The sequence below is a fragment of the Rhizobium sp. GCM10022189 genome (assembly GCF_042656325.1).
Lineage (GTDB): Bacteria > Pseudomonadota > Alphaproteobacteria > Rhizobiales > Rhizobiaceae > Rhizobium.
This window is the reverse complement of the sequence record NZ_JBHSOR010000037.1, coordinates 200,058-226,744: the sequence shown is the minus strand read 5'-3', so window position 1 is coordinate 226,744 and position 26,687 is coordinate 200,058. Positions and strand designations below refer to the sequence as shown.

Sequence of the window (26,687 nt, the reverse complement as noted above, 5' to 3'; positions counted from 1 at the left end):
TGGTCAGGGGAGGAATGGCTAAATGTCTGTACATGCGATTTTAATGGATAAGGGGTGCCATGTCGTAACCGCGGCTGGCACCGATACTGTAAAAGACGCTTGCCGTCTGCTTCACACAAACCACATCGGCGCAGTGGTGATCGTTGACCGCGAGAACCGGATCGAGGGTATATTCACCGAGAGGGACGTAGTCGCGGTCATAGCTCACCGCGGTATCTCGTGTATGGATCTGCAGCTCTCCGAAGTTATGTGGAAGAACGTCTTCTCCTGTAGCCGATCGACGAGCATCAACCGCCTGATGGACATCATGAATAAACAAAAAGCTCGCCATCTCGCGGTGGAGCACGATGGTCGTCTGGCTGGTATTGTCTCGATCGGTGACGCAGTCAGGCACCACATCCGGGCCATCGAATACGAGGCGGAATACATAAGATCATACATCGCTGGTTGAAGTCGGCAGATCGGATTCAAACCCAAATTTGATAGCCATGCCTGGAGGTTAGGGGCTAGAGTGTGACTCTTTGGACCGGAAAGGCGAGGGGACGCACGCGATGCTCAGACTCTATGACAGCCGTTATTCAGGCAATTCATGGAAGATAAGGATCCTGCTAAACCAACTGAAGATGCCTTTCGAGAGACGCACCCTCGATCTAGAGTCGGGCGAGACCAAGACCGACACTTTCTACAAGTTGAGCCGCTTCAGTCGTGTCCCAGTTCTGGAACTCGAAGACGGACGGAGTGTAGTCGAGTCGGCTGCAATCCTTCTTTATCTAAGCGAAGGTACGCAGTACCTTTACGACGATCCGTATTTTCGATCGCAAGTAATAGGCTGGATGTTTTTCGAGCAAGGAGACCTCCAACGCTTTCTTGCCATGGCGAGAGTCTACCATATTCGCGGCTTAGCCGACAAAATGTCCCAACAGATCGAACGGCTCCACGCTGACGGTTATCTGGGGCTTGAAAAGCTGGAGCGGTGGCTTGCCAGCCATGAGTGGCTGGTGGGGGAACGATACACAGTTGCCGATTTGGCGGTTTTTGCATACGTTTCGCTGGCCCATCAAGGAATGTATGAGATGGAGCGATTTGTGGGCATTGCCGCATGGCTCCGGCGAGTGAAGGCCCAACCAGGGTGGATCGATATATTCGATCAGAGCCCCTACCAATTGGTTTAATATCGAGACAGCCGATCAGGGGATAGATTGCGGCCCAAAATCCTCTGAAAGGCGACAGGGCAAAGCGGCCTTATTCGCATATCTCGTCGCGAACACGGGTCCGTATGTCTCAATACACGATTCTCTTAACTGCCTTGATCAATTTGCTCGGTGTCGCGGGCATTGTGGTGTGGCACCTCCAGGGCCGGTCCCGGCCAAACGAAAGACTCATAACTCAGATTTTCTTTTTCCTAGCAATGACCGCAACTCTTGTTTGTGCACGCATCATGCCTTTTCGGTTCGACGCGCCGCATCTGGATGGAACTGGCACGCTCGTCGTGATGGCGAAGATACTCTGGTGGACACACCTTTCTTGGGCCACGATCGGGTTCGTGAGGATCTACATCGTGCTAGACGGAAGGCCGCGGGAAGCGCGCCTTATACAGGACCTGCTAGTTGCAATCGTCTACCTCGGGGTTTTGCTTTCTGTCATGGCCTTCGTTTTCGGAGTGCCAATCGGAACCATTCTCGCCACTTCGGGCGTGTTTGCGATCATTCTCGGTCTCGCGCTGCAGAACACTCTTGGCGACGTTTTCTCGGGTATCGCCCTGACTCTCGGGAGACCGTATACGATTGGAGACTGGATATTGCTCCCTGATGGAACTGAAGGGCGGGTGGTCGCCAGCAATTGGCGTTCGACCTATCTCCTCACCGGTGCCAAGAATCAGGTTGTGATGCCGAACAGCGTTCTCGCAAAGCAGGGATTGACGAATGTTAGTAAGCCCGATGAAGCGCATCAGCTGGTTCTAGGGGTTCGCATCGTCCCGACACACGCACCTGCCTTTGTCCTCAGTGTGATGTTGGACGCCCTCAGCAGCTGCAACAGCATTATCCAGGAGCCGCCACCGAGTGTGTCCCTCATCGGAATCGACGCGGCCGCAATCGAGATTCAGCTCTTCTTCAGCGTTACTTCCTTAGCTCACCGAAGCAGCGCCAGGAATGAGATCATCGATTTGGTATATAGGCATTGCATTGCCAACGGGCTTGCCCTAGCAAGCCCGGCAGGAACCCAGATCGTTTCAGACGGGCAGATCATCGTCCCGAAGACCTCGACGCTGACGTTGTTGAAGTCGATCGCGCTTTTCTCGGATCTGACAGAGGATGAGCAACACGCAATCGCCGCCGGCGCGATCGAAAAGAGGGCGTCCTCGGGGGAGGAACTGTTGGCAAAGGGTTCGGTCTCGGACAGGTTGCTGATCATCCGAGAGGGAGTCGCCTTGCGGCGCGATCAAGGCGAGATCGTCGCGAGACTAGCGCCCGGCGATATCCTCGGCGCTTGGGGGGTATTTGCAGGCCAGCCCGAAAGCAGCCAATCTCTTACACTGACACCCGTCACCTTCTACCAGATCGAGAAGTCGGTATTCGAGAGCCTCGTTGTGGATCGACCGCGCTTAATCGAGGACCTGGCGGGACGACTCCATCGACATGGATCACATAGCGACACCGGAGCGCCTCCTCCGAACCATTCGGACGGGACGCGCGCGGACCTTGTACATGCGATAAGGAGCATGTTCGGAGGGCACTAGCCAATGTGCACTTGGCGGCGAGAATGTCCGGCGCTTCAGAACCATCGTTCAAGTCGTTGGACCGTGCGTACAAGCTCAGGAACTTCTAAAACTCAAAAGAGCTATTACTCTTCTCAACAGCTCAAAAAAAGAAAGGGGAGCTGTCATGCAGGTCAATCTGAAATGGGACAAATCCGAGATCGATGGAGCAAGTATTGTCGACCAAATAATGATGGAAAGGCGGGCTAAACGCGGCTTTCTGAGCACGCCCGTGCCCCACGAAACCGTGAACGACATCCTCAATGCAGCTCGCTATGCTCCCAGTTCCAGCAATACCCAGCCGTGGCGGTGTTACGTACTGACTGGTAGCGCGAGAGATCGCATCACATCGAAGGCAGTCGAGATCTTTCGGGCAGGTCCGGAAAAGTTGGCTCCGGAATATCCGTTCTTCCCGCAGCCGTTGCATGACCCATTCATCGGTCGCTTCAATCAATTCCGTGGCCAACTAGGCGATGCGGTTGGCGTTCCTCGGAGTGATAAGTACGGCAGGCTCAAGGACGTCGAGCGCCAGTTCAGGTTCTTCGAAGCCCCGGTAGGTATGATTTTCACGATGGACAGGAAGCTCGAATGGGCGAGCTTCATCTGCTACGGGTGTTTCTTGCAGAATCTGATGCTTGCGGCCAAGGCAAGAGGATTGGACACATGTGCGCAACAGATTTGGTCGCTACAGCACCAATTGCTCCGCAGTGAGCTCGGATTTCCCGAGTCTGACATGGTGATTGCGGGCATGTCGTTGGGCTGGGCCGACAACACGCTCCCTGAAAACAATATGGTCAATCACAAGCTAGCGATCGAAGATTTCGTCGAATTCGTGAGCTGAACGCATCAGCCACTTGACGTCACACCACCAAGCCGCCGATTAATTGGTCGTCGCGATGTCTCGCGAGGACCTTTTCGTGCTGATATGCGCCAAAGTGATAGGTGCCAATGCTCGACCTCAAAGATGTGTACTTCTTTGTTCAAGTCGTAGATCGCGGCGGTTTTACTGCAGCCGGCGAAAGCCTTCGCGTACCAAAGTCAACCCTCAGTCATAGGGTCCGGGTACTCGAAGACTCCTTGGGCGTGCGGCTGATCAACCGCACATCCAGGCAATTCGGCATGACGGACGTGGGGGCGGAGTTCTATCAATATGCCCTTCACATGCTCCAATCGGCAGACACTGCCGAGGAGTTCGTCCGGCAGAGGCTACACGAGCCCAGCGGTACTATTCGGATCACGACGGCGGTCGAGATTGCTCAGTTCGCTCTTCGGGATCTCATCCCAACTTTTTTGAACAGGCATCCCAAGGTGACGATTGTCGAAATCGCAACCGATCGGCTGGTCGACATGGTAGCAGAAGGGTTCGATTTGGCGCTCCGCGGCCATGTCGCATCCCTCCAGAATTCTACACTGGTTCAAAGAGGGATCGCTAGTGTGCCTTGGTATTTGTTCGCAAGTCCGGAATACCTGCGACAGGCGGGCGACCTGTCGAGGCCGGAAGACCTTTCGTCCCATTCCACGCTGGCCAACGACCGCCACGGAGCAGAGGTATGGCGTCTGAAAGGCCCGTTAGGTCAAGAGGTCGAAGTCCCCATAGAGCCAAGATTTCTAAGCAACAACATGATCGCTCTGAAGGAAGCGGCTTGCGCGAATCTAGGCGTCGCCGCGTTGCCTGGATATATGTGTCGAGAGGAAATAGAGGCGGGGCGATTATATCAAATATTGCCTGGCTGGATGGCGGCCGACGCTCGCATGAGCGCACTCATGCCCTACAGGAACGGGCTTCTCCCGGCTGTGCGCTCGCTCGTCGATTTTCTCGCGGTCGAAGTCCCAAAGGTGACCGCGTTCACTCCAAGATCATTGGACGCTTAAAGCAGAGCGCGGGATTCTGCTACCCAAACCTGAGTTTGCTACAAACAGAATGCCGACGCGGCTATTCTTGGCTGTTAATCGGCAACCCGCGCGCGACGACATGAAATGTGTCCATTCGGTGTAGAATTATGAGACTGCGGACGCAGGTAAAACAGACAATACAGTATTGTAGTCTTATCGCGCTTCGCTCTCGCGATCGGCTGATCGAAGAGGCTGACGCGGCGTGGGAAGCGGTGCTAGCCAGACTATGGGTCGAAGATCTGCTTGGGCGGCTAGATCCGAGACGGCAGGCTTTATGCGGCGAGAGCCGAGAACAGGCGGATCTCGGTGTACGGTCTTCTCGGTGAAAGCGCGGGATTGCTCGCGTTCTTTCGAACCGTTGAGACGGGTTCATTTACCGCGGCTGCACGTAGTATTGGAACGACGCCCTCATCCGCCTCAAAGGCTGTGTCGCGACTGGAGGCTGTTCTCGGCGCGAAGCTGTTCCGCCGCACCACAAGGACGCTCACGCTAACACAAGAAGGCGAGGCGCTCTTCGAGCGTATACGCCCGATACTAGACCTTATCGAGCAGGCGCGTGATGTGGTTCAGTTAAATCAAAATACATCAGGTCACCTACGCGTCAGCCTGCCAGGTGAATTCGGCAGGCAGCTTCTCGCACCCATTTTCGAGAAATTCATGGCGGTGCATCCGGGTATATCACTGCAGTTGGATATGACTGACCGCCACGCCGAGGTCGTCCGAGATGGATATGATGCAGCATATCGCGTAGGCCATTCAGATCAGAATTCCCTTGTTTCCCGTACTCTTGCGCAGTTGGAGATGGCCTTGGTGGCTTCGCCGAAGTTCGAGGCGATACGAGGTAAGCCGGTGACTCTCGAAACGCTGCGCGAGTTGCCTTTTGCGCGATACTCGATTGGCGGGCGGAATTATCCGGTTCAGTTTGCCGACGGAACCGAGCTTATGCCGAAGGGGCGACTAGATCTCGACACAGCCGCGGCAATCCATCAGGCGGCGAGATCGGGTATTGGGTTGGCGTATGTCATCAAGCTAATCGTGCAAGAAGACCTAGCTCGCGGTACGCTCTTTGAGGTGATCCCATCGGCACGCCTCAAGCGGATGCCGTTCCAGGTTCTGCATGCCTTTGGCAGGATGCCCACGCACCGTTTGCAGGTGTTTACCGAATTTGTAGCGGAGACCGTGAGAACGCTTCAAGAGCGCGACCTTAAATCCGATCCGGTTCAGTTTGGGGCATAACTAAGGTTGACTTCCTTCAACAACGCGTAACGTGCCCGCTTGAATCCGCCTTGCCGTTTCTCGCAAGCAGTCACGCAACCAACGGTGTGCGAGATTACTGGTGTGCCTCGGGTGCCAGAACATGCGTTCATGTATATCGGGCAACTCTACGGGCGGCTCAACGCCAACTACCCCGGGAACGCCCAGTTCGGAAATTGCTCTTTCCAGTACTAAACTAATGAGATTGGACTGGCGAAGGAGGAAGGGGACTAGCACAAAGCTCTCGACAGTCACTGCAATTCGACGATTGATACCCTCGCGGGCGAGATGCTGGTCGGCCAGGTTGAATTGGCGATCGGGGCCAATCCCATATGCGAGGTGCGGCGCATTTTGGAATGCTTCCAGCGAAACCTTTCCCGAGACTATGTTTTGCGAGTCAGCAGCGCAAAGCCACCGGTCACTAAGCAAAGGCTCCGAAGGGAAACCGCTGTCGGGCAGCAACTCATGAGGTTCGATCACGACGTCCACGAGATCCTCGTGGAGCATTCTTTCAGTGTCATGTGAGCGCGGGACAAGATGGAGAGTGATATGTGGCGCTTCTGTTTCCAAACGCTTTACAAGCGGGCCAAGCAACACGAGAACGGCATAGTCTGAGGCGCTTATTGTGAAGGTTCTCGCATCGTGCCGAGGATCAAAGCCCCCTTGTTGCATTAGTGTTTGCTGCACTTTGCTCAAGGCGTCTTTCAGAGGCTCGATCAAATTCTCCGCGTTCTGGGTCAGCGCAAGCTGGCGACCAACGCGTACCAATAAAGGGTCATGAAACATGTCCCTCAATCGGCTGAGAGCTGCGCTCGTTGCCGACTGGCTCAGTCCTACCATCTCACCTGCTCGACTGACGCTCTTTTCTCGCAGAAGCGCGTCGAGAACTACAAGCAGGTTCAAATCGACCCCACGCAGGTTCATAGATGCTCCTCTCCATGTATCGACAGGCTAGATAGATGAGTTCCGAATTATCGATTGGACACATTACGGCAGAAACGTAACATTGCTGTCAACAAAAATTAAAACTACGGGGAACGCATAGCTCTTGCCTGAATAGATGCTTGAGCACGGAGCGTTCGGCGACACACATATTTGCTTTGATCGAGTGCAGTTAAAGTATTGACTGCGCAATGGAGGAACTATGCGTAATTCCGACGAATTCAATTCTTCATTTTCCTGCGAGAGTTCGCGAAAATCCTTCCAGGCATGGGAGCTCAACTCCGGTGCGGAGGCGCTGGCGTTTCGCATGGCGATGCGCAAATTCGTGGGAGGCGTGACAGTCGTCTCGACGCTTCACGAGGGACGTCCTTGGGGGATGACTGTGAGCGCGTTCAGCCCAGCGTGTATGGATCCACCCATGCTGATTGCCTGCGTGAACCGTGAAACGGTCACCGCTAGCGACATCACCAGAGATCCGCATTTTGCGGTCAACATCCTTAGCGACGAGCAAGTGGCAATCTCCCAGTTCTGCTCGCGGCCACGCGAGGAGAAGTTCATCGAAGACTTCGTTTTGCCGCCTGAAGAAGTCCCGGACACGATCCGCATGCCCGTGCTGAGGAATTCGCTTATCACCTTCGACTGCAGAGCCAACACTACCTTCGTGGTGAACAGTCATCTTGTCCTTCTAGCTCAGGTTCGTGCGGTGCTTGCGCCCTCTTCGAAGAAACCGCTGCTCTACGGCGAGGGACAGTACATGCAGGGCGTCTCGATGCAGGTGGCGATGGCATGATGGACGCGGTTGAGCAAAACACCGCGCTCGTTGAGGCGCTTTACGATGGCTACAACAGTCATCGAATAGGTGATGTTGCAGCTCTCTACGCTGTCGACGCGACACACGAGGATATCGCCCACGGCCGGACAAAGTTCGGTCCGCAGGCGATCGCCGACGGACTTCGGAAATTTATCGGCTGGTTTCCCGACGCGGAATGGAAGCTTGGCTCTATCACAGTCGGCACGAACAGGAAGGCTGCCGTTCAGTATACGCTGACCGGCACGTTGTCCGTTGCGATGGGACCGATCGCCCCTCGCGGCCAGAAGATCTCGCTCCGTGGGCTCATGGTTCTCACAATAGAGAACGAAAAAATCTCTCGCAGTGAAGACTACTGGGACGCAGCGACGTTCCAGAAACAACTCAACTCCAACACTCCAGAGGACAAACTATGAGAACGGGTAAAGAATACCTCGAATCGCTCCGCGACGATCGCAAAGTCTACGTCGGTGGCGAACTGATCGATGACGTAACCACTCATCCAAAGACACGTGGCTATGCCAAGGCTATAGCCGAATATTATGACCTGCATCTTGATCCGGCCAACCAGGACATTACGACGTTCATCGATGACAAGGGCAATCGCCAGTCGATGCATTGGTTCCTTCCGCGCACTAAGGAAGATGCTGTCCGCCGCCGCAAATACGCTGATTTCATCTTCCGCCACTTTAAGGGCGGCATTTTCACTCGTCCGCCGATGGGCATGAATTGCGTGATGTTCACTCAAGTGGACGATCAGCAGCCGTGGGCCGACAACTCCATCTTCAAGAACGGTCATCGCGATCTTTCTGGCAACATTCAACGCCAGTGGGACGAGGTGACTAGCAAAGACCTTGCTATCTCCCCGATGTTCGTCGATGTGCAGTTCGATCGCGGCCGAGTAGAAGCACTCGGCGAGACCCCAATGCTCAGTATCGTGGAAGAGCGCGATGACGGCATTCTTGTAAGAGGTTGGAAGGCGATCGGAACATCGGTTCCGTTTGTCAATCACATCCTGATTGGCAACCTGTGGCGGCCGGGTCAGACGTCCGAGCAAACGGTATATGCTCTGGTTCCGATCGCGACAAAAGGTATCTCCGTCGTCGCGCGTGAGTCACGCGTTCAACCGAACGCGGATCCGTATGATCGCCCGTTGGCGACAATCGGCGATGAGCTGGACGCCATGGTCTATTTCGACGATGTGTTGATCTCGTGGGACCAGGTCCAACACATCGGCAATCCCGAGCATGCGAAGTGGTACCCGCAGCGTCAGTTCGACTGGGTTCACCTTGAAACCCAAATCCGTCATTGTGTTCATGCCGAACTAATGGTTGGCCTCGCGCTACTTCTCACCCAATCCCTGGGAACGAGCAACAATCCTGTGGTTCAGTCCCAGCTCGCCGAGCTCATCAGATTCCGCGAGACGTGCACTGCCTTTATGCTTGCCGCGGAAGAAACCGGGTTCGCTACTCCCGGCGGCCTCTTCAAGCCGAACAACATTTATATCGACTTTGGCCGCGCTCACTATCTCGAGCATCAGCCCAAAATGGTGAACATGTTGATTGAATTCTGCGGTCGCGGAATTGTCATTCAGCCGACGAAGAGGGAGCTCGAAGATCCCTACATCGGCCCGAAACTTGCAGAGGCGTTGCGCGGTGCAGAAATCAGCGCGCACGACCGTATCAAGATCTTCCGCCAGATCAGCGAACGGTTCCTTACCGAGTGGGGTACCCGCCACGAGATGTTTGAGAAGTTCAACGGCACGCCTCTATACCTGATCAATCTCCTCACGCTTCAGCGGACCGAGTACCACGTTGATGGTCCTCTTACAGCCCTCGCCCGGGAAGTTCTCGGGTTCGGCGATACGGCCGAACTTGGGAAACGTGCTCAAGAGGCCGAGAAGAATGCTCACTATGCCAACGTGCGCTTTCAGCCCGAGTATGCTCGAGCGCAGGACGTTCACGAGGGTTACATCAATTCTCCAGGCGAGCGCACCAGCGTCAACGCCGCCTGATGAAGTCTGTGCCGGTGCGCCCGCGCGCCGGCACAGAACGCTTTTCTTTGACCGCCGCGCGGAGCAATCCAATGTATTCTTTCACGTATCAGGCACCTCGAGCTCGAGTCCTGTTCGGCTCGGGAACGGTGAGAGAACTCAGCAACGAATTAGGGCGGCTCGGATCGATGCGTGCGCTGTTTCTCGCCACACCAAGGCAGGAAGAATACGTGAGGAAGTGTGCCAAAGCCGTCGGCCCCGTAGCTGTTGGTGTCTTCGCAAATGCCACGATGCATACTCCGATATCGGTCACGGAGGAGGCTCTGAGCGTGGTTCGAGATCTGCGCGTCGATGGAATTGTCGCCATTGGCGGTGGCTCTACCACGGGATTGGGCAAGGCCATCGCATGGCGAACGGATCTTCCGCAAATCGTAATTCCTACAACGTACGCCGGGTCTGAGATGACGCCGATTTTGGGTGAGACCGCTGAAGGCCAAAAGGTTACGAGGTCCGATCCGCGGATTCTCCCTGAAACCGTGATCTACGATGTAGAGCTAACCATTTCTCTCCCTCGAGGTGCAGCCATCGCCAGTGGAATCAATGCGATGGCGCATGCAGTAGAAGCTTTGTATGCGGGGGACCGAAATCCCGTCGTCGATTTGATGGCTGTCGAGGCAATCTCGGCATTACATGGTTCTTTGCCAGATATCGCGGAGAGCCACAAAGCCGGCCAGGCGAGGGAGAGGGCGCTTTACGGAGCCTGGTTGAGCGGAATTTGCCTCGGCTCGGTCTCGATGGGTCTTCATCACAAGCTTTGCCACACGCTTGGCGGCATGTTTGATTTGCCGCACGCCGAACTTCACGCCGCGCTGCTTCCTCACACCTTAGCGTACAACAGTCCCGAAATCCCGGGCGTCATAGATAAACTTCGTCACGTATTCAAAAACAGCGACCCCGCGGCGTGGCTGTTCGAATTCAATCAGCGGCTCCAGGTCAAACCGGCTCTCGCTGACCTCGGAATGCCCGAAGAAGGGATTGAATCGGTGGTCGATGCCGTTCTCGCGAAGCCGTACAAGAACCCGAGAGCTCCCGGACGAGAGGCACTGATCAAACTACTCAAACGTGCGTATGCCGGAATGCATCCGGCACCATGAGAAGATGAAGATGGGAGGAGTCGAAAATGGATACGAGCACCGCCGCCATAAAGAAAGAGACACGTTTCCTAACCGAAGAAAATTCGGTCGAAACAGTCAACGCGCGCATGGGCCCAGACGCGAGCCCGCGCATGAAGTTGGTAATGTCAGCGGTCGTCAAGCATCTCCACGCGTTGACAAAAGAGATCGAACCGACACACGATGAATGGCAGCAGGCGATCGACTTCTTAACGGCTGTTGGTCAAAAGTGCACAGACTGGCGGCAGGAATTCATCTTACTTTCCGACATACTAGGTGTGTCGATGCTGGTCGAAATAATCAACAGCCGCAGACCTTCGGGTGCCACAGAAAATACGGTGCTCGGCCCATTCTATGTTCCCGAAGCCCCCCGTTACAAAAACGGAACGAATATTTGCCTTGATGGCAAGGGCGAGCCACTGATCGTCAGGGGGAGGGTAACCGATCTTGAGGGAAACCCGATACCCGGAGCTCTCGTCGACATCTGGCAGACCAACAACGACGGCTTCTATGATGTTCAGCAGAAGGGCATCCAACCCGATTGGAACCTTCGTGGCGTATTTGCCACCGAGAATGATGGTAGCTACTGGTATCGGTCCACAAAACCGAGATTTTATCCGATTCCGGATGATGGCCCCGTCGGCCAGCTTCTTGGGCGGCTAGACCGGCATCCAAATCGCGCGGCCCACATCCATTTTATAGTTAGCGCGCCGGGCTACGACCCCGTCATCACACATATTTTTCCCGATGATTGCCGTTATCTGGACGAGGACACGGTCTTCGGCGTCAGGGAAACCCTCATCGCCAAGTTCAAGGAGGTCCGCTCACAGGATGACGTCAAGCGGTTGGGTCTGGAAGACGTAGAGGAGCGCGCGCCATACTTTTTCATTAACTGGGATTTCGTCCTCACGCCGAGCACGACCTAACCTACGTCCCCGAGTGGCAGAAGCTGCGAGGGTTCTACGAAGGAGACATCGTGTCTCGGACGTAATGATCTCTGCGCGTACCGGCGGAACACACAAGGACTTCAAGATGCTTGCTATTCGCATTGCCGTTGCAAATCCAGGGACGAAACACAGGCGCGATCAACACATGGAAGCTCACAAGCACCATCTGCGGACAGCACCTTTCAAAATCGTCCTCTCCGGACCAATGTCTGATCCATCGGGCATTCAGTATGGTGCTGTGGTCTTGGCGGAGGTCGATAATTTGGTACAGCTAAAGACTTCAGCGATAACGACCCCTTCGTGATAAATGGCGTCTATCAAGAGGTCAGTCTCTACCAATGGTCGGCGACCATCGATAATCGGTAGCGTTCCGTTCGGAACACGCTCGTCCTGATCGGATGTCGGGCCTAGTCACGGTAGACAAAGTGCCTCGTTAGCGAGGCCTTTAACATTCTTGTCGTTCGCATTTTCCGCTTCTGAAGCTGTGACAAAGGCTCCCCACCGCCTCTGTGATCTGCTACTTAGAACCCTTAACCGTCACCACTACGTGACGATGTTTTTGCATAATTGAAGCGGCCGGGGCTATGCCACGAAATTCTCTGCGATCGGTGATCGGTCGCGACGGATACTCACGTCCTCAACGAGTTGTTTTGGCCATCGCACTGACGATCACGTTCGGTATGGCAGTGTTGATCTTTGCCGGAACAGCGCTGGGTTTTCTTCCTCTCATTGCAACTTTGGTATCTTTCCGAGGGCAAACCTCACGGATAATCAAACTCGGCATGGCAGGGGCCCTGTTGTGCTCACTGTTGGCACTGGTAGTTTCTAGGCCCGATCCGACGGTCTTAGACATCTTTTTCCTTTTCGGATCATCACTTTGCATGGTTGCCGCATTCGACTTCGTTTCCACCAACAGATCCGAAGGCAGTCATGCTGGGGTTGTACTTGGCGACCGAGAGAAGGAATCGCTTGAGATCGTTGATTCCGACCGGAGCCTCGAGGCGCTGAGGGAAAGCGAGCGCTCTCTAAGAGAGCTGGTCGAGACGCTACCCACAATGATTTATTGCGCCACGCCGGAAGGCAAGCCGATCTACCGCAGCAGAAAACTTCAGGAGTATCTCGGATTCCGCGTCGAGGACAAAGATGGAATTCGCGAGTCTCGGCTGGAGGGAACGCTCGATGCAATTATCCATCCTGACGACATCGATCTCGTGAGGCAACGCTACGCATATTCACTGCGCACTGGTGAGCCCTACCTCATGAAACATCGCCTTAGGCGATATGACGGAGAGTACCGGTGGGTGGAAACCCGGACCGCTCCCATGCGCAATGTGGAAGGCGTCATCATTCAATGGAATGGTGTTTGTGTTGACATCGACGACTGGGTTCGAGATCAGGAGCAGCTCGGTGTCGCGCAGCAAAACCTCGCGCGCGCGAGCCAGGCTGCCAGCCTTGCGGAGCTTACTGCTTCGATAGCCCACGAGGTCGGGCAGCCACTTGCCGCTATCGTCTCCAGTTCGGATGCGAGTCAACGTTGGCTTTCCGCGGATCCGCCGAATGTCGAGCGCGCACTCAAGGCTCTTGAGCGGGTAGTACGCAGCGCCGAAACAACGACGGATGTATTCAAGCGCGTGCGCGCACTTTTCAAACACACCAATGAAGCCAAACAGCCGAGTTCTGTCGAGCAGGTCATCAGTTCAGCGAAAGAGCTGGTTGTCGAGGAGGCTGTCCGCAGGAACGTGCAGCTGGAGGTGGCCATAGAACCCGACCTCCCGACAGTCTTGCTTGACCGCGTGCAGATCCAGCAGGTTCTTGTCAATCTGATAAGAAACGGTATGGAAGCCGGCCACATAGGCGCAGGCCGACCTAAGGTCTCTATTACGGCCAATCTGGACGGGAATACGATAAGGATTCGAGTCCGCGATAGCGGCCCAGGGTTAGCGTCCGTCGATCAGGTGTTTGAACCATTCTTTACGACGAAGGCTGATGGGATGGGCATGGGCCTCGCCATCTGCAAATCCATTGTCGAAGCACATGGCGGGCGGCTTTGGGCGGAAAATGCTGAACCCACGGGAGCTGCGTTTATCTTCATGCTACCGCTAGACTCGGCCGCGTCGGAACCGAAACAAAAGCTGGCAGGCCACGCCTCCGCTAGCGTTTAATCGCGGATTCGATCGCCGCCTTTAGCTCCTTTCCGCCGAATGGTTTGAAGAGGCAGGTCCCCGCAGACTTCGCCTCTGAAATTATAGCTTCCTGGGCATGCCCGGTCATGAACACAACAGGGATGGCAAGCGACCGGCTTGTGAGCTCCGCGTTGAGCTCAACTCCATTCATTCCGGGCATCAAAATATCCAGAAGTAAGCAATCCGTCTGTAATTTAGACAAAGAGGCTAGAAAGTCGTAGGCTGATGCATACGAGGTTGGTGAGAAACCCAACACCTCCAAAAGATCGGTCAATGATTCCCGCACCGATTGATCGTCATCGATGATCGTGATGATTGGTGGGGAGTGCATTTCGATATCCTCCCCAATCAGGAGCTACGGGCTGGCAGCGATCCGTTAGCTTCATCACTGGGTCGCATGCCGTCCCGATTGCTGGCACGTTTGAGAGTAAAAGAAAAGGTCGCGCCCCCTTTCAAATTCGCTGCTGCCCAGATTTGCCCACCGACGCTTTCTATGATTGCTTTGCTGACCGATAGTCCAACGCCCATACCGTTCGGCTTGGTCGTATAGAAGGCTTCGAATAGTCGCTCGCTGTCTTCGTCATCGATGCCACACCCGTTATCACTAATGTCAATTCGCACTTGATCGCTACCGTAAGACCTGGTGGAGATACCTACGGAACGCTGGCCACCACGAAAACGCCGAACGGCATCTACCGCATTGAGAAGAATGTTCAAAACGACCTGCTGCACCTGGGCTCTGTCGCCGGAGGCTAAAGGCAACCTTTCCTCGAATGAGGATCGGAGTTGGATCTCGTTCGCCTGAAGCTCGTTTCCGGCAAGGGTGAGAACCTCGCGGACAACGTCGTTCAAATCGAAAGCCTCAACAATCGGCGTGGTACTGCCGAATAGGCCGCGCAAGCGCCTGATCGTATCGGCAGCGCGATTTCCATCTCTGAGACTGCGGGCAGCTGTACGCCGTGCGCCATCGAGGTTTGGTGGTTCGGAGGCGAGCATGATCTGACAAGCCTCGGCGTTCGCTACAACACCCAGCAAAGGCTGGCTGACCTCATGTGCGATCGATGCCGCCAGAACTCCTAAGGTGGCAGTGCGCGAAACGTGCGCGAGTTCCGCGCTGATGCGCGCGAGCACATCCTGCGTGCGTTGCATTTCACTGACGTCCTGAAGAGAGCCAAGACGCCGGCGGCTACCATTCGCGTCGTATGCTGTTCGTGTCACAAGACGAACATCCCGAATGCTGCCGTCATGCAATTGCAACTTGAACTGGCGATCAATGTCCGTGCCATGTTGCCGAGCGCTTTCGACGAGCTGTTGGAATTCCGGTTGGTCCGCCGGGTGAATAAGGTCTCCGATGTGGCGTATGGTTAGCGGGTTATGATGTGGAAGGTGACAGATGCGGTATATTTCTTCTGAGCATTCAAGTCGGTCGAGTTCGTCACTCCAGTAAAAGCTGCCCGTGCGGCTCAGGCGCTGCGCTTCACGCAACCAAGCCTCGCTCCGCTGAAGCTCCGAATAGAGTCTCGCGTTACCGAGCCATATCCCCGCCTGCGAGGCGAGAAAGTCCAGAACTGAAGTTCGGTCCTCGGAGAAGACGTCGGAAACGATGTTGTTTTCAACGTAGAGAAGGCCGATCAGACTGGTAGCATTGAATACAGGTACACATAGAATCGATCGCGGATGGTTTACTTGGAAGTATTCGTCACCGGGATCGAACATTGCAACTGCTGTGTCGTGCAGAGCTAGTGCAGACCTGGTCCGCATGACGTAATGTAGCACCGACGATGGAAGCTCGGACCCGGCATGTCGCCTCCTATCTTGCTGGACTTCAATGTCGCTTTCCGCAGTAAAGGCCGTAGCTTCTATATAAAGCTCCTCTCCCGACAGCAGCATCAAGACACCTCGCTCCGCTCCCGAATTCTGCACAACAAGCGTCATCAGCTTTTGGATCAGACTGGCGAGTATGACTTCGCTCGACAATACGCGGGAAGCCTTACCGACCGCATCAATATCGAGCGAAGCCACGGGCAAAGCCAAGGACGCGTGTGATTGGGGTAGCGACCCACGGCTGGTCAGGTTGATAAAACGGAAATCGAGCAGCCTCACTTTCGCGACGGCACCCCATCGAGCAAATGCCTCCCTTGCGCGCCTCAGGTAAGCTTCCGCCGCGATGTCCAACCCGCGGGTGACATAGAACCTGCCTGCGAGTTCGCTGGCGATGGCTTCCACTTGTAGAAATCCGTTCGCCCTGGCACCCTTAATTGCCCTCTCGTAGAGCGACTGCGCGTCTGCACTGTTGCCCTCCAATTGTGCTATCTCGGCCGCAAGCAGAGCTTCACGGCAGGCGAACGTTACTTCACATCCGTTCGCCCACGCCTCCAGCCGCGCGTGATGCCGACGGAGGTCTTCGAGATGCTGCTGACGGCGACCGACTGGCATGACGTCACGTACAGCTAACGCTGATGCGTTGAGGCCCGCATAGAATTCGAACTCTGCTTCCTCTATCGAGGATCGCATTGCCCACGTAATGGGCTCCACCCGTAACGCAGCTTCACGTGCCGCTGAGAAATCTTCTGTCAGGTAGTATTCGACCAGGCGGAATACCCAGTGATAGCTGATCATCATCGCGTTGCCAGGCAGCGGGTTGCTATACGGGGCAGCCCACCCATCGACATCGCCGCTTCCTTCTGTCAGCAGTCCACGTAGCTTCTTTATGAAGCGAACTTGGCTGAAGAAGTTTTCGTGCGGTAGACCCAGCTCCACCGCGCGGGCGAAGGATAAGGCATCCTCCGCCACCTTTTGCACTTCCGGGAGCGGTTTGCCGGACATCAGCTGATGCGTAATATGATTCCTGGCGCTGTAGGCAGCAAACGCCAAATCCCCCGTTGAGGTGCTGATCCGAAATGCCTCTTCGGCGAGAGGATTGCTATGGGCCAGCGGCTTGATCCAAGGCACGGCGAAGCCCGCAAACAGGGCATATACACGTGCCTTGTATCTTCCCGCCCGCCCTCGTTCGACGAGCTTTCGCGAGAGCTCACCGAATTTATACGCGGTCGCGTAGTCACTGAATTGAGCGCCCAGGGCCATATTCAAGGCAGAGAAGGCAACGCTCGAGCTGTCGCACAAACCATGTCGCAAACTCAGGACGGTCATACGAAGCAACAGGAATTCCATTAGCCTGCGGTCCACTGCGTAGGCCGCAGGGAAGACTTCAGTCATCACCGCCATACAAGACCTGATGTGGGGGTCCGTCATTTCTTGGGCGAGAACTAGATCGTCGATCGGTCTTTCGACCAAAAGCCGGTGAAGCTCCTCGAACTCGCTGACAACGTCCGCGTATTCCGGTTGAGGCGGCCATTCGATTCCTGCTTTTCCCAAGAAGTCGACGCCGATCTCCACCGCCTCAATGTTTCGTCCGGTTGAAAAGAACAGCAGCACGGTCAGGCATATTACTTCCGCGCGCTCCGCGAAGACGGTTGTTCCTTCAATAAGTTCGGCAAGCCGCTCCTCGGCGGACGAGAAGTTTCCATTGACCATATCGCATTCGGCAAGGCCCAATCGAAGTCCGAAGGATAGCGGATTGATCTCTTCCACTTCGTGCCTCAGAACGGACAAGCCTTTTTCGTAATACGACTGAGCGGACGTGTAGGCGCTCGCAAGTTTCGCTCGTTCGCCGGCTGCGATGAACACTCTCGCGACCGCCATGCGTTCTTCGTCAGAAACGAAGTCCAGTGCTTTGTCAAAGTGGCCGGCGATCGTATAAACCGTATCGTCGACCTCACCGAGGGTGGCGAGAAGGAGGCGTCCGATCCTCAGATGTTCTTTGGCACGCTCCGTGTCGTCCAGCGAGATGCATGCAGCCATCTGAATTTGGTCATGTACGAAGGTCACGCAATTTAATGACACTCGAACCATGCCGGCCTCGATTGCAGGCTGCAACGTCGGCTCCAGTTCGTCAATTTTCTTCCCGAGAGCGAGTGCCGCTGTCTTCAAGTCGGTTGCGCTGCCTAGAAGCGACAAGATTCCCAAAGCGGCTTTTGTTCTGCTCGGTAACCTCCCTAGCTGGAGTCCAAGGAGTTGGGCCACGTTCCGCGTGACGCTTCGGCTCGCGACTTCTGCATCGTCCCACTCCCATTCCGATGTGTCGGCTTGGAAGGTAACTAATTTATCCGAGGCGAGCTGCCGAAGAAATTGAAGGGTAAAAAACGGGTTCCCGTCCGTCTTCTCTTTGACAATAGCCGCCAGTGTCCCGACGCGCTGCGGTGGGCACGAAAATACATTTGCCAACAGCCGCTCAAGATCGGCCTTCGAAAGCTTATCGAGCCGAATGTCCGTGATACGATGAGAGTTCTGCCTGACATTGTCGAGGAGGGTGGCCAGTGAGTGGGTCGAATCGACCTCGTCATCTCGGTATGCGACGACTAGGAGCGTATGTTTGAGCTGATGCTCCGTCGCGAGCCCTTGGATCAGATCCAACGTCGCCGGATCGAGCCACTGAAGGTCGTCCACAAAGACCACGAGCGGATGGGCGGCGGTGGCAAATACACTTAGGAAGGCTTTAAAAAGGTATCTGAAACGAACGGCAGCTGTGGCAAGCTCCGCAGCCGCAATAGGTGGCTGATTGCCAACTATATGCGCAAGCTCCGGAACGAGATCGACCATGAGTCCGGCATTCTCTCCCAAAGCCTTGACGAAATTGGACCGCCATTCTTGGACTTCTGTTTCGTCTTTCGCCAGCAATTGTCGAACGAGGCCTCGAAACGCCTGGACGATCGTGGAGTAGGGCGTCTCCCACCTGTTCTGATCGAATTTTCCTTCCGCGAAGAGAAAGCCTCGGCCTACCAGCGTTTGCTGTATGCCAGCCACAAGGGAAGACTTCCCGAGCCCGGCGGCTCCGGTCACGATCACGACTTCGCTATCCGCTCCGGCCGCCACGCGCTCGGCCGAGTTCAACAGAAGCTGTCGAGCGACATCGCGCCCGTATAGCGTCGCGTCGTAGCCCGAGTGTCTGAAGAGATCGCCTCGCGCAACCGGAAAGCGTTCAACCTTTCCTCCGACAGCCCACTCTGTTACGCAGCGCCTGAGGTCGCTCTTGACCGCCTTGGCAGATTGATATCGAAGGTCCGGGTCCTTCTCCAATAACTTGAGCAAGATGGCATCGAGCTGTTCGGGTAGCCCGCGACACCTGAGGCTCGGCTTTGGTGGGCGCGCGGTTAGGTGTCGGTGTGCCCAATCGAGTGGCTCGGAAGCGGAAAATGGCAGGGTCCCGGTGAGTAGTTCGAACAGCGTCACTCCTAAGCTGTAGAGGTCGCTGCGTTGATCGGGGCGGCGGTTTGTACGGCCCGTCTCCTCAGGGGACATATATGCCGGAGTCCCAAACGAGGGCAGAACAGAATTTGTGGCTCGTCCGGCACGGCCGAAACCCGTAAACGCAACCTCACCGTTCGCCGTCAGAAAGCAATTCTCGGGCCGCATATCGCCGTGGATCAGTCCCGCCTCATGAACTAACTGCAGCGCCTCCGCGATGCGGCACGCCACCTCCAGCTTGCGACCAATGAAAGATGCGGTTCCCCATTCTGCGGCCTTGCAAACGCTGCCGAGCGGAATGCCGCCGGGATCAACGAGAGTCATCCCGACTTGCTTTTCCCCCATGACGACTTTGGTCGGGTGCAGTATCGCCGGGCTATGCGCAATTGACTGGAGTAATTCAAGCTCTTGAGTGAACTCTTCCTCTCGGGAGGGGTCGACATTCGCGGCAACAATAAGAACTGTCCGTTGGTCTTCCGACGTTGCCCGATACCATGAGCGCTCAACGTCGCAATGCAGTTTTATTGCTACGATATCTGGATGGCCGATAATCTCAGCGGCGATAGACGCGGCGAAGTCTTTGTCTGCTTCGACGGTCAGATCGGACCGCATGCTTGGTTCGGGGGGCGACATTTGCCGATTGTACACGGTCCGATCCCCCAGACGGAGGTAAACGAACGTTCTATTGCGTTGGTCTAGCTCCCCGAATGAGAGATGAGGGGGGGGCTGGCCGTGCCTATCACACGTCCGCCGACATCTTTCCCGGCCAGGTGAAATAGTAATAGCTGCCGTTGATCTTGTCGAAATAGGCGTTCCGGCCCGTCTTGGCGTCGATATAGGAGCCATCCGCTGATTTTGCAAAATTGCCGTCGGCATCGCGCTTCAAGTGTTCATCCAGGAACATATTCCATGCCTTTGCGTCGCCTTTCTCCGTTTTGGGGACGCTTTTGGTACTGGCAGGGTCGTAAGCAGTCACAGTTTCACCGGTTGTGGGATTGGTGACACTAAGCGTCCCGTCCTTTAGCGCCCTGAGCATTTCCCGGGCGTTGACGTGGCCCACTGGATTGCTGCCGCCATCGGTCAGACGAGCCTCGAGTTTCGCCATGAAATCCTTGGAGCCGATCGATCCAGTTAGGTGCTGTTGCGTGCCGTCGGCGGTGTTTCCACGACCTTGGTTTTGCAATGCCTGCAAGATTATGGATAGTGTCTTGGAATCTAGCCGCGTCGACGTGCTGTCGTTGAAGTCTAACGAGCTGAGAAGTCGCGACGCCGGACTGGTGTTCGTATCCGTCGTCGAATTGTTTCGCAGTGCACCCAGCGCGAGTCGTGCGGTGTAATTGCGAGCCAGCGATAACGCGGAAATCATGGGGCTAACCTTTCCAATTTGCTTTGAGAATGCTGTGGAGCTTCGGGCGCGGCGTTGGGCCTGATGTCGGGACACGCGAAGGCTTGAGCATCATTTCGATCCCAGGCTGCCAGGGAGTTCATTCCCCGTTGCGCAACCAACGGCTAGGAACGCGAGCTTGCGCCTAGCTGGAAATTGCGGGCGCGAAATCCACCGTGGGAAAATGAATACGTGGACGAAAATATCTATAGTAAACAAACATTTACGTAGCAATGACTCGAATGCTGTTGGCTGCCCAGTGTTGCATTTGAAACCATATTGTTCGGAACAGTTGGCCATGAGGCATAAGCGTGAGCAGAGGGCCGAGAAGATCTCTGCGCCGAACGAGATCGGCCACGGTGCACTTATCGAAGACCCCTACAAAAGCAGTCGTAGTTTCCGTCAGGATGCTAGGCATTCCGCAGCCGCTCCAGGCCATATAGGCAGGACGGTCCAATAGGTCGGTCAGGCCATCGGGACGCGGAGCAGCGTACCAGATTGATGGGGGGGGCCCCACGTGAGAGCTCCTCAGAAGAATTCATTACGAATTCTTCGGATAGACAAATGACCTCCTGGGAATAGCCCCGTGTTCACGTCGGGGTCGCTCCGCCGCGGACACCCGTGCAAGGAACGTAAACGAGCGTATAGCTATCCTAACACGGCGTCGTACCGCACGGTCTGTTCGGCCCGCGGACTTGAAGGTCGTACGGGCGCTCAACGAACGTCAAATTGGAAGAAGACGATGACACAGCGGATCAACTACGCGCAGCTCTCGCCCGAGCTTTTCAAGAGCCTGATGGGCTTCAGCATGGAAGTGAAGAAGGGCTCGATCGAACAATCCATCCTCGATCTGGTCGATATCCGTGCATCCCAGATTAATGGATGCGCATTCTGCCTGGACATGCATTCGAAGGAAGCCAAGATTCACGGTGAGCGCGAACTGCGCCTCTACCACCTCGCTGCTTGGCGCGAATCTACCCTGTTCAGCCCGCGCGAGCGAGCAGCTTTGGCTTGGACTGAAGCGTTGACCAAACTGCCGGAAGGCGGCGTCTCCGACGAAATCTACGAGAGGGTTCGCGGCCAGCTTTCCGAAAAGGAAATCTCCGATTTGACGTTCCAGATCATGGTCATCAACAGCTGGAACCGCGCTAGCGTAGCGTTCCGGGCAGTTCCCGGCTCGGCGGACAAGGCCTTCGGCCTCGACAAGGCAGGCCTGGCATAAGTGCTTACCGCATGCGGCCGACTGATCGGCCGCATGCGACCCTGACGGCATCGTCCAGCTTTTTGGACGCTGAGTCGAAGAACGGCCGCCTGTCCGACCTCGCAGATTGGCTCTACGCTCCCTTGACCGGACGCAAATAGCCGGCAGCGATAAGCCGAAGAAGAGGACGGAACAATGAACGACACCGGGACAACTCAGCCGATCCAAAGCGACGGCCATACCCCTTACAGCAGATACGTCCAGACGGAGGTCCTGCATACGCTTCAGGAGTTTGTCAGCGACAGTCCTGCAGAACCTGCATTTCTCGCCAACGTCCAGATCAGTGAAATCTATTGGGCACTTATTACCCGCGAGCTACTGGCTGCGCAGATCGAGCTTCGCCATGATCGTATCGCGGCGACAAACCGCATTCTTCGACGTATCGTCAGCCACATGGAAGCGTTCAACTCTAACTGGCGCTCGCTCTCATGGCTCACGCCGGCGGAACTCATGCCCATCCTGAAGGGATTGAGCGCAAAGCACGGCAAGGACACGGCCCTGCAAGGCTGGACGTTTCGCGAGATGACCTTTCTTCTAGGAGTAAAAGATCGCCCGTCGCTCGAACACTTCGAGCCGCAGCCGCAGAGACATCTACAGCTGACAGAGCGCTTGAACTCACCGAGTCTGTACGACGATATTTTGGCCGCACTGGCGCGCGCTGGACAGCGGGTTCCGGAAGATTACCTCAAGCCCGACTATGCGAAGGCATACAAGCCAAGCAAAGAGATCGAAGCCATTTGGGCGGAAATCTATCGCAGGGATGATCCAGAAGACCAATGGCGGTCATTGGCCGAGCTGCTCGCTGACATTGCGGTGGAATTCACGAACTGGAAGTATCTCCATCTGATGGCGACGCGCCGCACTTTCGGATCTCGGCCCGCGTATCACGGCGTTGATGCAATTCAGTGGCTCCTTCCCACCATGGAAGAGATTCCATTTCCCGAAGTTTGGACCGCCCGGGGCCTTGTGTCCTAGCAGCACAGCGCCGGTCCTCTGGCTGGCGTCGCCTTCATTCCACTAGGAAAATTTCCAATAGGTACCTCCGGGATACCGGGGATCTCGGACAGCTCCGGAGAGCAGGACATGGACCGCATTAGATTGAATTCACTGGTGTCGAACGCGCGCGCTTGTATAGCTGATAGCAAGCGAGCGGGTGTAATGCGTTTCTCTCATGGTACCGAGAAGGGGCGCTTCTTACTCTTCCATGCCGCCATGTCGTTCTGCTCACAAAAGGTGCGCGCAACCCTGTTGCAGCGGGGTGTGGCTTACGAGTCAAACGAGATGTTGATACTCGCCAGCCGAGATCGGGACGGAAACCTGGTTGCTGCAGAGAACTATGGTGCGGAGTACGTGCGTCTAAGGCGCTCAGGCCAGGTATCAAGTGTTGGGGGCTTGGCGGACGGCTACTCGGGGATGTCATCGGTTTCGCTCTGCGGATTGGACGCATGCGCTGTCCCGACGTTGGTCGACCTCGACACAGGTGAAGTGATCGTCGATTCTCTCCGCATTTGCGTTCACATCGACTCTGCGGTTGGCGGTTCGGACCCGTTGATACCGATAGCTGACCAGGATCGGCAACGGGTATTCCGGCAACTGGATGCCGTCGATGCCACGCCACATCCCGGTCTGCTATACGGGTTCCATCCACATAGAGATCGGCGTCCTCAAGTGCTTCGGGATGCCATGAAGACGGTCTACGACGAGAAGCTCAAGACACTGGCGGCGCTTGCCGCTCGTCATTCGACTGACCCCGAGGTTGTTGAGGCTTATCAAGCAAAGATTTCGAAAGAGAGCGCGGGGCGGGCGGTCCAGCACGATGTAGTCTTCCAGGAAGCAATTCGGAAGGCCACACGCGAACGTCTCGTGCAACTCAATCTCGATCTTCAGCAAAGCACGACGGATTGGTTATGCTCCAACAGCCTGAGCCTCGCCGACATTTTCTGGGCTGTCAGTTTGGTAAGGCTTCGATACTTAGGCCTCGCGGTTCTGTGGGAGGATCTGCCCCTCGTTGAACCTTACTATCGGATGCTTACGTCGCTGCACTCCATTCGCGAGGAGGTCATCAATGCGACGATGTCGTCCATGCCGCCATCAGCGTATTTAAGCTCTGAAACGACAGCGCGCGCTTTCTGATACTTCTGGTCAACGCAAACGATCGTTTGGCTAACACGGTCAACAAACTGCTGTTCTAATTATCGAGATCGCTTGGCTGTGGGCACACCCAGCCAACTGGAGCTCGAAAGGACAAACTATTGACCGACCTGTCGCCGCAGACATTGGCCACCGAAACCACTCCCGGGGAGATTGTCGCCGGCCGGTATTTAGTGGACCCGATCCATACCCGCGTCCTTTTCAAAGTGAGACATTTTGGCGTCAGCGACTATTGGGGAGAGTTTCTAGAACCGGAGGGGTGGCTCGACATAGATCCAACGTCCCCAGACAAAACCTCGCTCGAGGTGAGTGTCCCAACCGCGCGCGTTAGGACGAACAGCGCGCATTTAGACGACGAACTGAGAAGCGCGGAATGGTTCGACACCGACCAGTTCCCAGGTATCACGTTGACCGGCCGCGGCCTTAGGGCGGTAAACGGCAAACGCGCGGTGTTTGAAGGCGACTTTACATTGCATGGGATCACCAAGCGGATCGGCTTCAATGTTGAGCTTATTGGGGCGGGCATCAACCCGTTTAAGGGGACACCGACGATCGGATTCGAAGCTTCGGCGACAATAAGTCGAACGGAATTCGGGGTCAGCGCAAAGTACCCGATCGTCGGCGATAGAGTTACGATCATCGTTAGCGCCGCTCTTGACTTCTCTTAACGCCGAAGAGCCGTCCAGTCCCAGATTGACACCATTTGGACAATACATTGGGCTGCCTTCGGCCGTCACATTTTTGCCAGCGATAGTCCCGAGTAAATGGCTCGCATCAGACAGATTCGGACAGCGCTCCGTGCAGAAGGGGCACAGATAGACTGCGCCGGCGGAAGGGAAACGCACAGCGACTTTCACCAAAACCCCACCAACCTCTACGGTATCGCTAGCCTGCTTGCACGTTGACCCATGGATGTCGAAGGTGGCCATAAACGACCTTGTCGGGCTCGAGCCCGGTAGGATCTTCGAAGCAACCCAAACCAAGGGCTGTCAGGCCAGGATACGCGTCCGGCATCCAATATACGGTCGTGCCGCAAGATGGGCAAAATTTAAACGTTACGTTGTGCCCACTATCGCCGGTCCGTATATACGTCCGTTCTTCGCCAGCGCATCTCACATTTTCCGAACTGAAGAGAACTGCAACTCCGAAGACAGAGCCAGTGCGAAGCTGGCACGATCGGCAATGACAGACGGCAACCATGACTGGCGACCCATGCGTAGTTGCCGTAAGCTTGCCGCAGCAGCACGTCGCCAGTCTTCTCATCTCACGTCAACCTTGTAGATACGGGACTTGGTGCTTTTCATGCTTCGATCAACAAGTTGACCTGAACACGCGCGTACACATCTAGCCCAACAGAGAAAAGGATGCCCGGCTATTGCCGGACATCCTCACTTATACTGAATTTGGGACAGCTACTGGTGCCGCAAATTCCACCACACTTTCCTCGTTTTGAGGATGTCATCTCTTCGCGTGGGAATTGCTTTGGTTCCGCAGCCCCCCGATTTTCCTCAGTAGTCCCAGAAGACCGGTACCCAGCGGAATGCATCGCCGGCGACGGCGACACGGCCGAGGGACGGGAAGGGCAGATGGGTTGCGACGAGGAGTTCGCCGGTTCCTGCGAGCTTATTGAGCAGATCGATGCGGACACGGGCGGCCTCCTCGGGGTCGTGTTCGAAACCGTTGTGCCAATTGGGCTGGTCAAAGCCCACTGCAAAGATGGCGTCGCCGGCGAAGGTCAGTGCCTCGTCTCCGGACGCGACTCGGATAATGGAATGACCCGGGGTGTGGCCGCCGGTCCGGCGAGCAATAACACCAGGCGCGACTTCAACCTGTTCGTCAAACGGGACAAGGTTGCCCCGATACTGAGCAAGGAAATTCTTGGCGGTCGCTTTCAATGCGTCCGGAAAACCATCCGGCATCTTCGTTTTGGTAAAGTCCGGCGACTCCCAAAACGCTACCTCGGCGGCGGCAACATGAATACGAAGATTCGGATGGAGGCGCTCCTTGATGCCGTCCACCAAAAGGCCGCCGACGTGATCCATATGCATGTGGGTCAGCACGATGTCAGTGACGGATGCAAGTTCAATGTCTGCATGCTGCAGACGCTGCAGCAGCTGACCCGCGCGCGGCAGGTTAAGGTCAGGATCAAGACCAAGGCCTGCGTCCAGAAGGATCGTCTGCGAACCACTACGGACGACCACCGCGTTCAGCGGCCAGTCGAACGCATCTGGCGGAAGAAACTGATCCACCATCCAGTTGGCGCGAACGGTAGGATCGGCGTTGTGACCCATCATCACGGTCGGCAACGGCAACACACCGTCGCTGACAACCATCACATCGATGTCGCCGATCTTAACCGCGTATCGCGAGGGGACGAGTTCCTCAGCACCCTTCTTGCCGCTGTGGAATGCACTTTCGGGCGGAACCTGCAGCTGCCGGACGGGTGACGGGTGGTTTGATGGTTGCGACATTTCGCACTCCTTTGTTGTGGACTAATGGTCACCGTTACGAGCACTGGATTTTGAACCAGACTGGGTCCTGCGTTTGTATTGCAGGCTCGTCGCGTGACGCTTCGAGAAAGCTAGCTTTATGGGTCGTCGTTGGTAACCAAACTTTAGTTTGGGAGAGCCGAGCGGTGTA

22 protein-coding genes are annotated in these 26,687 nt (G+C 55.7%); 16 read left to right on the top strand and 6 right to left on the bottom strand.

Going from position 1 to position 26,687, the window contains the following annotated elements; all coding sequences use genetic code 11:
- Window positions 1–22: 22 nt before the first annotated feature.
- The 6 genes from ACFPWW_RS14445 (at window position 23) to ACFPWW_RS14420 (ending at window position 5,884) form a co-directional block, all read left to right on the top strand.
- Window positions 23–451 (top strand): CBS domain-containing protein, encoded by a 429-nt coding sequence (locus ACFPWW_RS14445; protein WP_377312206.1) that lies wholly within the window; start codon window positions 23–25, stop codon window positions 449–451.
- Between the two features lie 100 nt (window positions 452–551).
- Window positions 552–1,172, top strand: coding sequence for a glutathione S-transferase family protein (locus tag ACFPWW_RS14440; protein ID WP_377312205.1), 621 nt, complete (start codon window positions 552–554; stop codon window positions 1,170–1,172).
- 104 nt (window positions 1,173–1,276) lie between these two features.
- Window positions 1,277–2,737, top strand: a complete 1,461-nt coding sequence (locus ACFPWW_RS14435) for a mechanosensitive ion channel domain-containing protein (RefSeq protein WP_377312204.1) — start codon at window positions 1,277–1,279, stop codon at window positions 2,735–2,737.
- A 145-nt stretch (window positions 2,738–2,882) separates the two neighbouring features.
- Window positions 2,883–3,596 carry a nitroreductase gene (locus ACFPWW_RS14430; RefSeq protein WP_377312203.1) on the top strand — a complete coding sequence of 238 codons (714 nt, stop codon included), beginning with the start codon at window positions 2,883–2,885 and terminating at the stop codon, window positions 3,594–3,596.
- 107 nt (window positions 3,597–3,703) lie between these two features.
- Window positions 3,704–4,627: a LysR substrate-binding domain-containing protein gene (locus ACFPWW_RS14425; protein ID WP_377312202.1), complete on the top strand. Its 924-nt coding sequence runs from the start codon at window positions 3,704–3,706 to the stop codon at window positions 4,625–4,627.
- 327 nt (window positions 4,628–4,954) lie between these two features.
- The gene (locus ACFPWW_RS14420) at window positions 4,955–5,884 is read left to right on the top strand and encodes a LysR family transcriptional regulator (RefSeq protein ID WP_377312201.1); all 930 of its coding nucleotides are present in this window, start codon (window positions 4,955–4,957) and stop codon (window positions 5,882–5,884) included.
- Here the strand turns inward: ACFPWW_RS14420 and ACFPWW_RS14415 are convergent, their stop codons facing one another.
- Window positions 5,885–6,826 carry a LysR family transcriptional regulator gene (locus ACFPWW_RS14415; protein WP_377312200.1) on the bottom strand — a complete coding sequence of 314 codons (942 nt, stop codon included), beginning with the start codon at window positions 6,824–6,826 and terminating at the stop codon, window positions 5,885–5,887.
- A 220-nt stretch (window positions 6,827–7,046) separates the two neighbouring features.
- Here ACFPWW_RS14415 and ACFPWW_RS14410 point away from each other — a divergent pair, with 220 nt between their 5' ends.
- The 6 genes from ACFPWW_RS14410 to ACFPWW_RS14385 all read left to right on the top strand — a co-directional run bounded on the left by ACFPWW_RS14410 (window position 7,047) and on the right by ACFPWW_RS14385 (window position 13,926).
- Window positions 7,047–7,634 carry a flavin reductase family protein gene (locus ACFPWW_RS14410; RefSeq protein WP_377312198.1) on the top strand — a complete coding sequence of 196 codons (588 nt, stop codon included), beginning with the start codon at window positions 7,047–7,049 and terminating at the stop codon, window positions 7,632–7,634.
- The gene (locus ACFPWW_RS14405) at window positions 7,631–8,068 is read left to right on the top strand and encodes a nuclear transport factor 2 family protein (protein ID WP_377312196.1); all 438 of its coding nucleotides are present in this window, start codon (window positions 7,631–7,633) and stop codon (window positions 8,066–8,068) included. The genes ACFPWW_RS14410 and ACFPWW_RS14405 overlap by 4 nt, the downstream gene beginning before the upstream one ends.
- A complete protein-coding gene (locus tag ACFPWW_RS14400) occupies window positions 8,065–9,666 on the top strand; it encodes a 4-hydroxyphenylacetate 3-hydroxylase N-terminal domain-containing protein (RefSeq protein ID WP_377312195.1) in 1,602 nt (533 codons plus the stop codon). The genes ACFPWW_RS14405 and ACFPWW_RS14400 overlap by 4 nt, the downstream gene beginning before the upstream one ends.
- A gap of 71 nt (window positions 9,667–9,737) precedes the next feature.
- Window positions 9,738–10,799, top strand: coding sequence for a maleylacetate reductase (locus ACFPWW_RS14395; protein ID WP_377312194.1), 1,062 nt, complete (start codon window positions 9,738–9,740; stop codon window positions 10,797–10,799).
- Between the two features lie 26 nt (window positions 10,800–10,825).
- On the top strand, window positions 10,826–11,743 hold the full coding sequence (locus ACFPWW_RS14390) for an intradiol ring-cleavage dioxygenase (protein ID WP_377312193.1): 918 nt from the start codon (window positions 10,826–10,828) through the stop codon (window positions 11,741–11,743).
- 671 nt (window positions 11,744–12,414) lie between these two features.
- The gene (locus tag ACFPWW_RS14385) at window positions 12,415–13,926 is read left to right on the top strand and encodes an ATP-binding protein (RefSeq protein ID WP_377312192.1); all 1,512 of its coding nucleotides are present in this window, start codon (window positions 12,415–12,417) and stop codon (window positions 13,924–13,926) included.
- Here ACFPWW_RS14385 and ACFPWW_RS14380 read toward each other — a convergent pair.
- The 3 genes from ACFPWW_RS14380 to ACFPWW_RS14370 all read right to left on the bottom strand — a co-directional run bounded on the left by ACFPWW_RS14380 (window position 13,916) and on the right by ACFPWW_RS14370 (window position 20,617).
- Complete coding sequence (locus ACFPWW_RS14380; protein WP_377312191.1) at window positions 13,916–14,278, bottom strand: response regulator; 363 nt, start codon at window positions 14,276–14,278, stop codon at window positions 13,916–13,918. The two genes, ACFPWW_RS14385 and ACFPWW_RS14380, sit on opposite strands and share 11 nt — an antisense overlap.
- A 17-nt stretch (window positions 14,279–14,295) precedes the next feature.
- On the bottom strand, window positions 14,296–19,863 hold the full coding sequence (locus tag ACFPWW_RS14375) for a trifunctional serine/threonine-protein kinase/ATP-binding protein/sensor histidine kinase (RefSeq protein ID WP_377312189.1): 5,568 nt from the start codon (window positions 19,861–19,863) through the stop codon (window positions 14,296–14,298).
- A gap of 127 nt (window positions 19,864–19,990) precedes the next feature.
- Window positions 19,991–20,617 (bottom strand): hypothetical protein, encoded by a 627-nt coding sequence (locus ACFPWW_RS14370; protein WP_377312188.1) that lies wholly within the window; start codon window positions 20,615–20,617, stop codon window positions 19,991–19,993.
- A gap of 760 nt (window positions 20,618–21,377) precedes the next feature.
- On the opposite strand from ACFPWW_RS14370, the gene ACFPWW_RS14365 reads away from it, so the two are divergent.
- The 4 genes from ACFPWW_RS14365 (at window position 21,378) to ACFPWW_RS14350 (ending at window position 24,715) form a co-directional block, all read left to right on the top strand.
- Entirely contained in the window at window positions 21,378–21,857 is a 480-nt protein-coding gene (locus ACFPWW_RS14365; protein ID WP_184400668.1) for a carboxymuconolactone decarboxylase family protein, read from the top strand.
- Window positions 21,858–22,031: 174 nt separating this feature from the next.
- Complete coding sequence (locus tag ACFPWW_RS14360; protein ID WP_377312187.1) at window positions 22,032–22,871, top strand: tryptophan 2,3-dioxygenase family protein; 840 nt, start codon at window positions 22,032–22,034, stop codon at window positions 22,869–22,871.
- 108 nt (window positions 22,872–22,979) lie between these two features.
- The gene (locus ACFPWW_RS14355; protein WP_377312186.1) at window positions 22,980–24,029 is read left to right on the top strand and encodes a glutathione S-transferase family protein; all 1,050 of its coding nucleotides are present in this window, start codon (window positions 22,980–22,982) and stop codon (window positions 24,027–24,029) included.
- 119 nt (window positions 24,030–24,148) lie between these two features.
- Window positions 24,149–24,715 carry a YceI family protein gene (locus tag ACFPWW_RS14350; RefSeq protein WP_377312185.1) on the top strand — a complete coding sequence of 189 codons (567 nt, stop codon included), beginning with the start codon at window positions 24,149–24,151 and terminating at the stop codon, window positions 24,713–24,715.
- Window positions 24,716–24,932: 217 nt separating this feature from the next.
- On the opposite strand, the gene ACFPWW_RS14345 is transcribed toward ACFPWW_RS14350, so the two are convergent.
- Together ACFPWW_RS14345 and ACFPWW_RS14340 are read right to left on the bottom strand one after the other, a co-directional pair.
- Window positions 24,933–25,247: a GFA family protein gene (locus ACFPWW_RS14345; RefSeq protein ID WP_377312184.1), complete on the bottom strand. Its 315-nt coding sequence runs from the start codon at window positions 25,245–25,247 to the stop codon at window positions 24,933–24,935.
- A gap of 308 nt (window positions 25,248–25,555) precedes the next feature.
- Window positions 25,556–26,518, bottom strand: coding sequence for an MBL fold metallo-hydrolase (locus ACFPWW_RS14340; protein ID WP_377312183.1), 963 nt, complete (start codon window positions 26,516–26,518; stop codon window positions 25,556–25,558).
- Window positions 26,519–26,687: the final 169 nt, after the last annotated feature.

Coding starts and splice junctions, on each gene's coding strand:
- ACFPWW_RS14410 (WP_377312198.1), top strand. CDS start 7,047: ATGCGTAATTCCGACGAATTCAATTCTTCATTTTCCTGCGAGAGTTCG.
- ACFPWW_RS14390 (WP_377312193.1), top strand. CDS start 10,826: ATGGATACGAGCACCGCCGCCATAAAGAAAGAGACACGTTTCCTAACC.
- ACFPWW_RS14425 (WP_377312202.1), top strand. CDS start 3,704: ATGCTCGACCTCAAAGATGTGTACTTCTTTGTTCAAGTCGTAGATCGC.
- ACFPWW_RS14345 (WP_377312184.1), bottom strand. CDS start 25,247: ATGGTTGCCGTCTGTCATTGCCGATCGTGCCAGCTTCGCACTGGCTCT.
- ACFPWW_RS14340 (WP_377312183.1), bottom strand. CDS start 26,518: ATGTCGCAACCATCAAACCACCCGTCACCCGTCCGGCAGCTGCAGGTT.
- ACFPWW_RS14360 (WP_377312187.1), top strand. CDS start 22,032: ATGAACGACACCGGGACAACTCAGCCGATCCAAAGCGACGGCCATACC.
- ACFPWW_RS14445 (WP_377312206.1), top strand. CDS start 23: ATGTCTGTACATGCGATTTTAATGGATAAGGGGTGCCATGTCGTAACC.
- ACFPWW_RS14365 (WP_184400668.1), top strand. CDS start 21,378: ATGACACAGCGGATCAACTACGCGCAGCTCTCGCCCGAGCTTTTCAAG.
- ACFPWW_RS14355 (WP_377312186.1), top strand. CDS start 22,980: ATGGACCGCATTAGATTGAATTCACTGGTGTCGAACGCGCGCGCTTGT.
- ACFPWW_RS14435 (WP_377312204.1), top strand. CDS start 1,277: ATGTCTCAATACACGATTCTCTTAACTGCCTTGATCAATTTGCTCGGT.
- ACFPWW_RS14370 (WP_377312188.1), bottom strand. CDS start 20,617: ATGATTTCCGCGTTATCGCTGGCTCGCAATTACACCGCACGACTCGCG.
- ACFPWW_RS14415 (WP_377312200.1), bottom strand. CDS start 6,826: ATGAACCTGCGTGGGGTCGATTTGAACCTGCTTGTAGTTCTCGACGCG.
- ACFPWW_RS14440 (WP_377312205.1), top strand. CDS start 552: ATGCTCAGACTCTATGACAGCCGTTATTCAGGCAATTCATGGAAGATA.
- ACFPWW_RS14395 (WP_377312194.1), top strand. CDS start 9,738: ATGTATTCTTTCACGTATCAGGCACCTCGAGCTCGAGTCCTGTTCGGC.
- ACFPWW_RS14375 (WP_377312189.1), bottom strand. CDS start 19,863: ATGCGGTCCGATCTGACCGTCGAAGCAGACAAAGACTTCGCCGCGTCT.
- ACFPWW_RS14400 (WP_377312195.1), top strand. CDS start 8,065: ATGAGAACGGGTAAAGAATACCTCGAATCGCTCCGCGACGATCGCAAA.
- ACFPWW_RS14430 (WP_377312203.1), top strand. CDS start 2,883: ATGCAGGTCAATCTGAAATGGGACAAATCCGAGATCGATGGAGCAAGT.
- ACFPWW_RS14405 (WP_377312196.1), top strand. CDS start 7,631: ATGATGGACGCGGTTGAGCAAAACACCGCGCTCGTTGAGGCGCTTTAC.
- ACFPWW_RS14380 (WP_377312191.1), bottom strand. CDS start 14,278: ATGCACTCCCCACCAATCATCACGATCATCGATGACGATCAATCGGTG.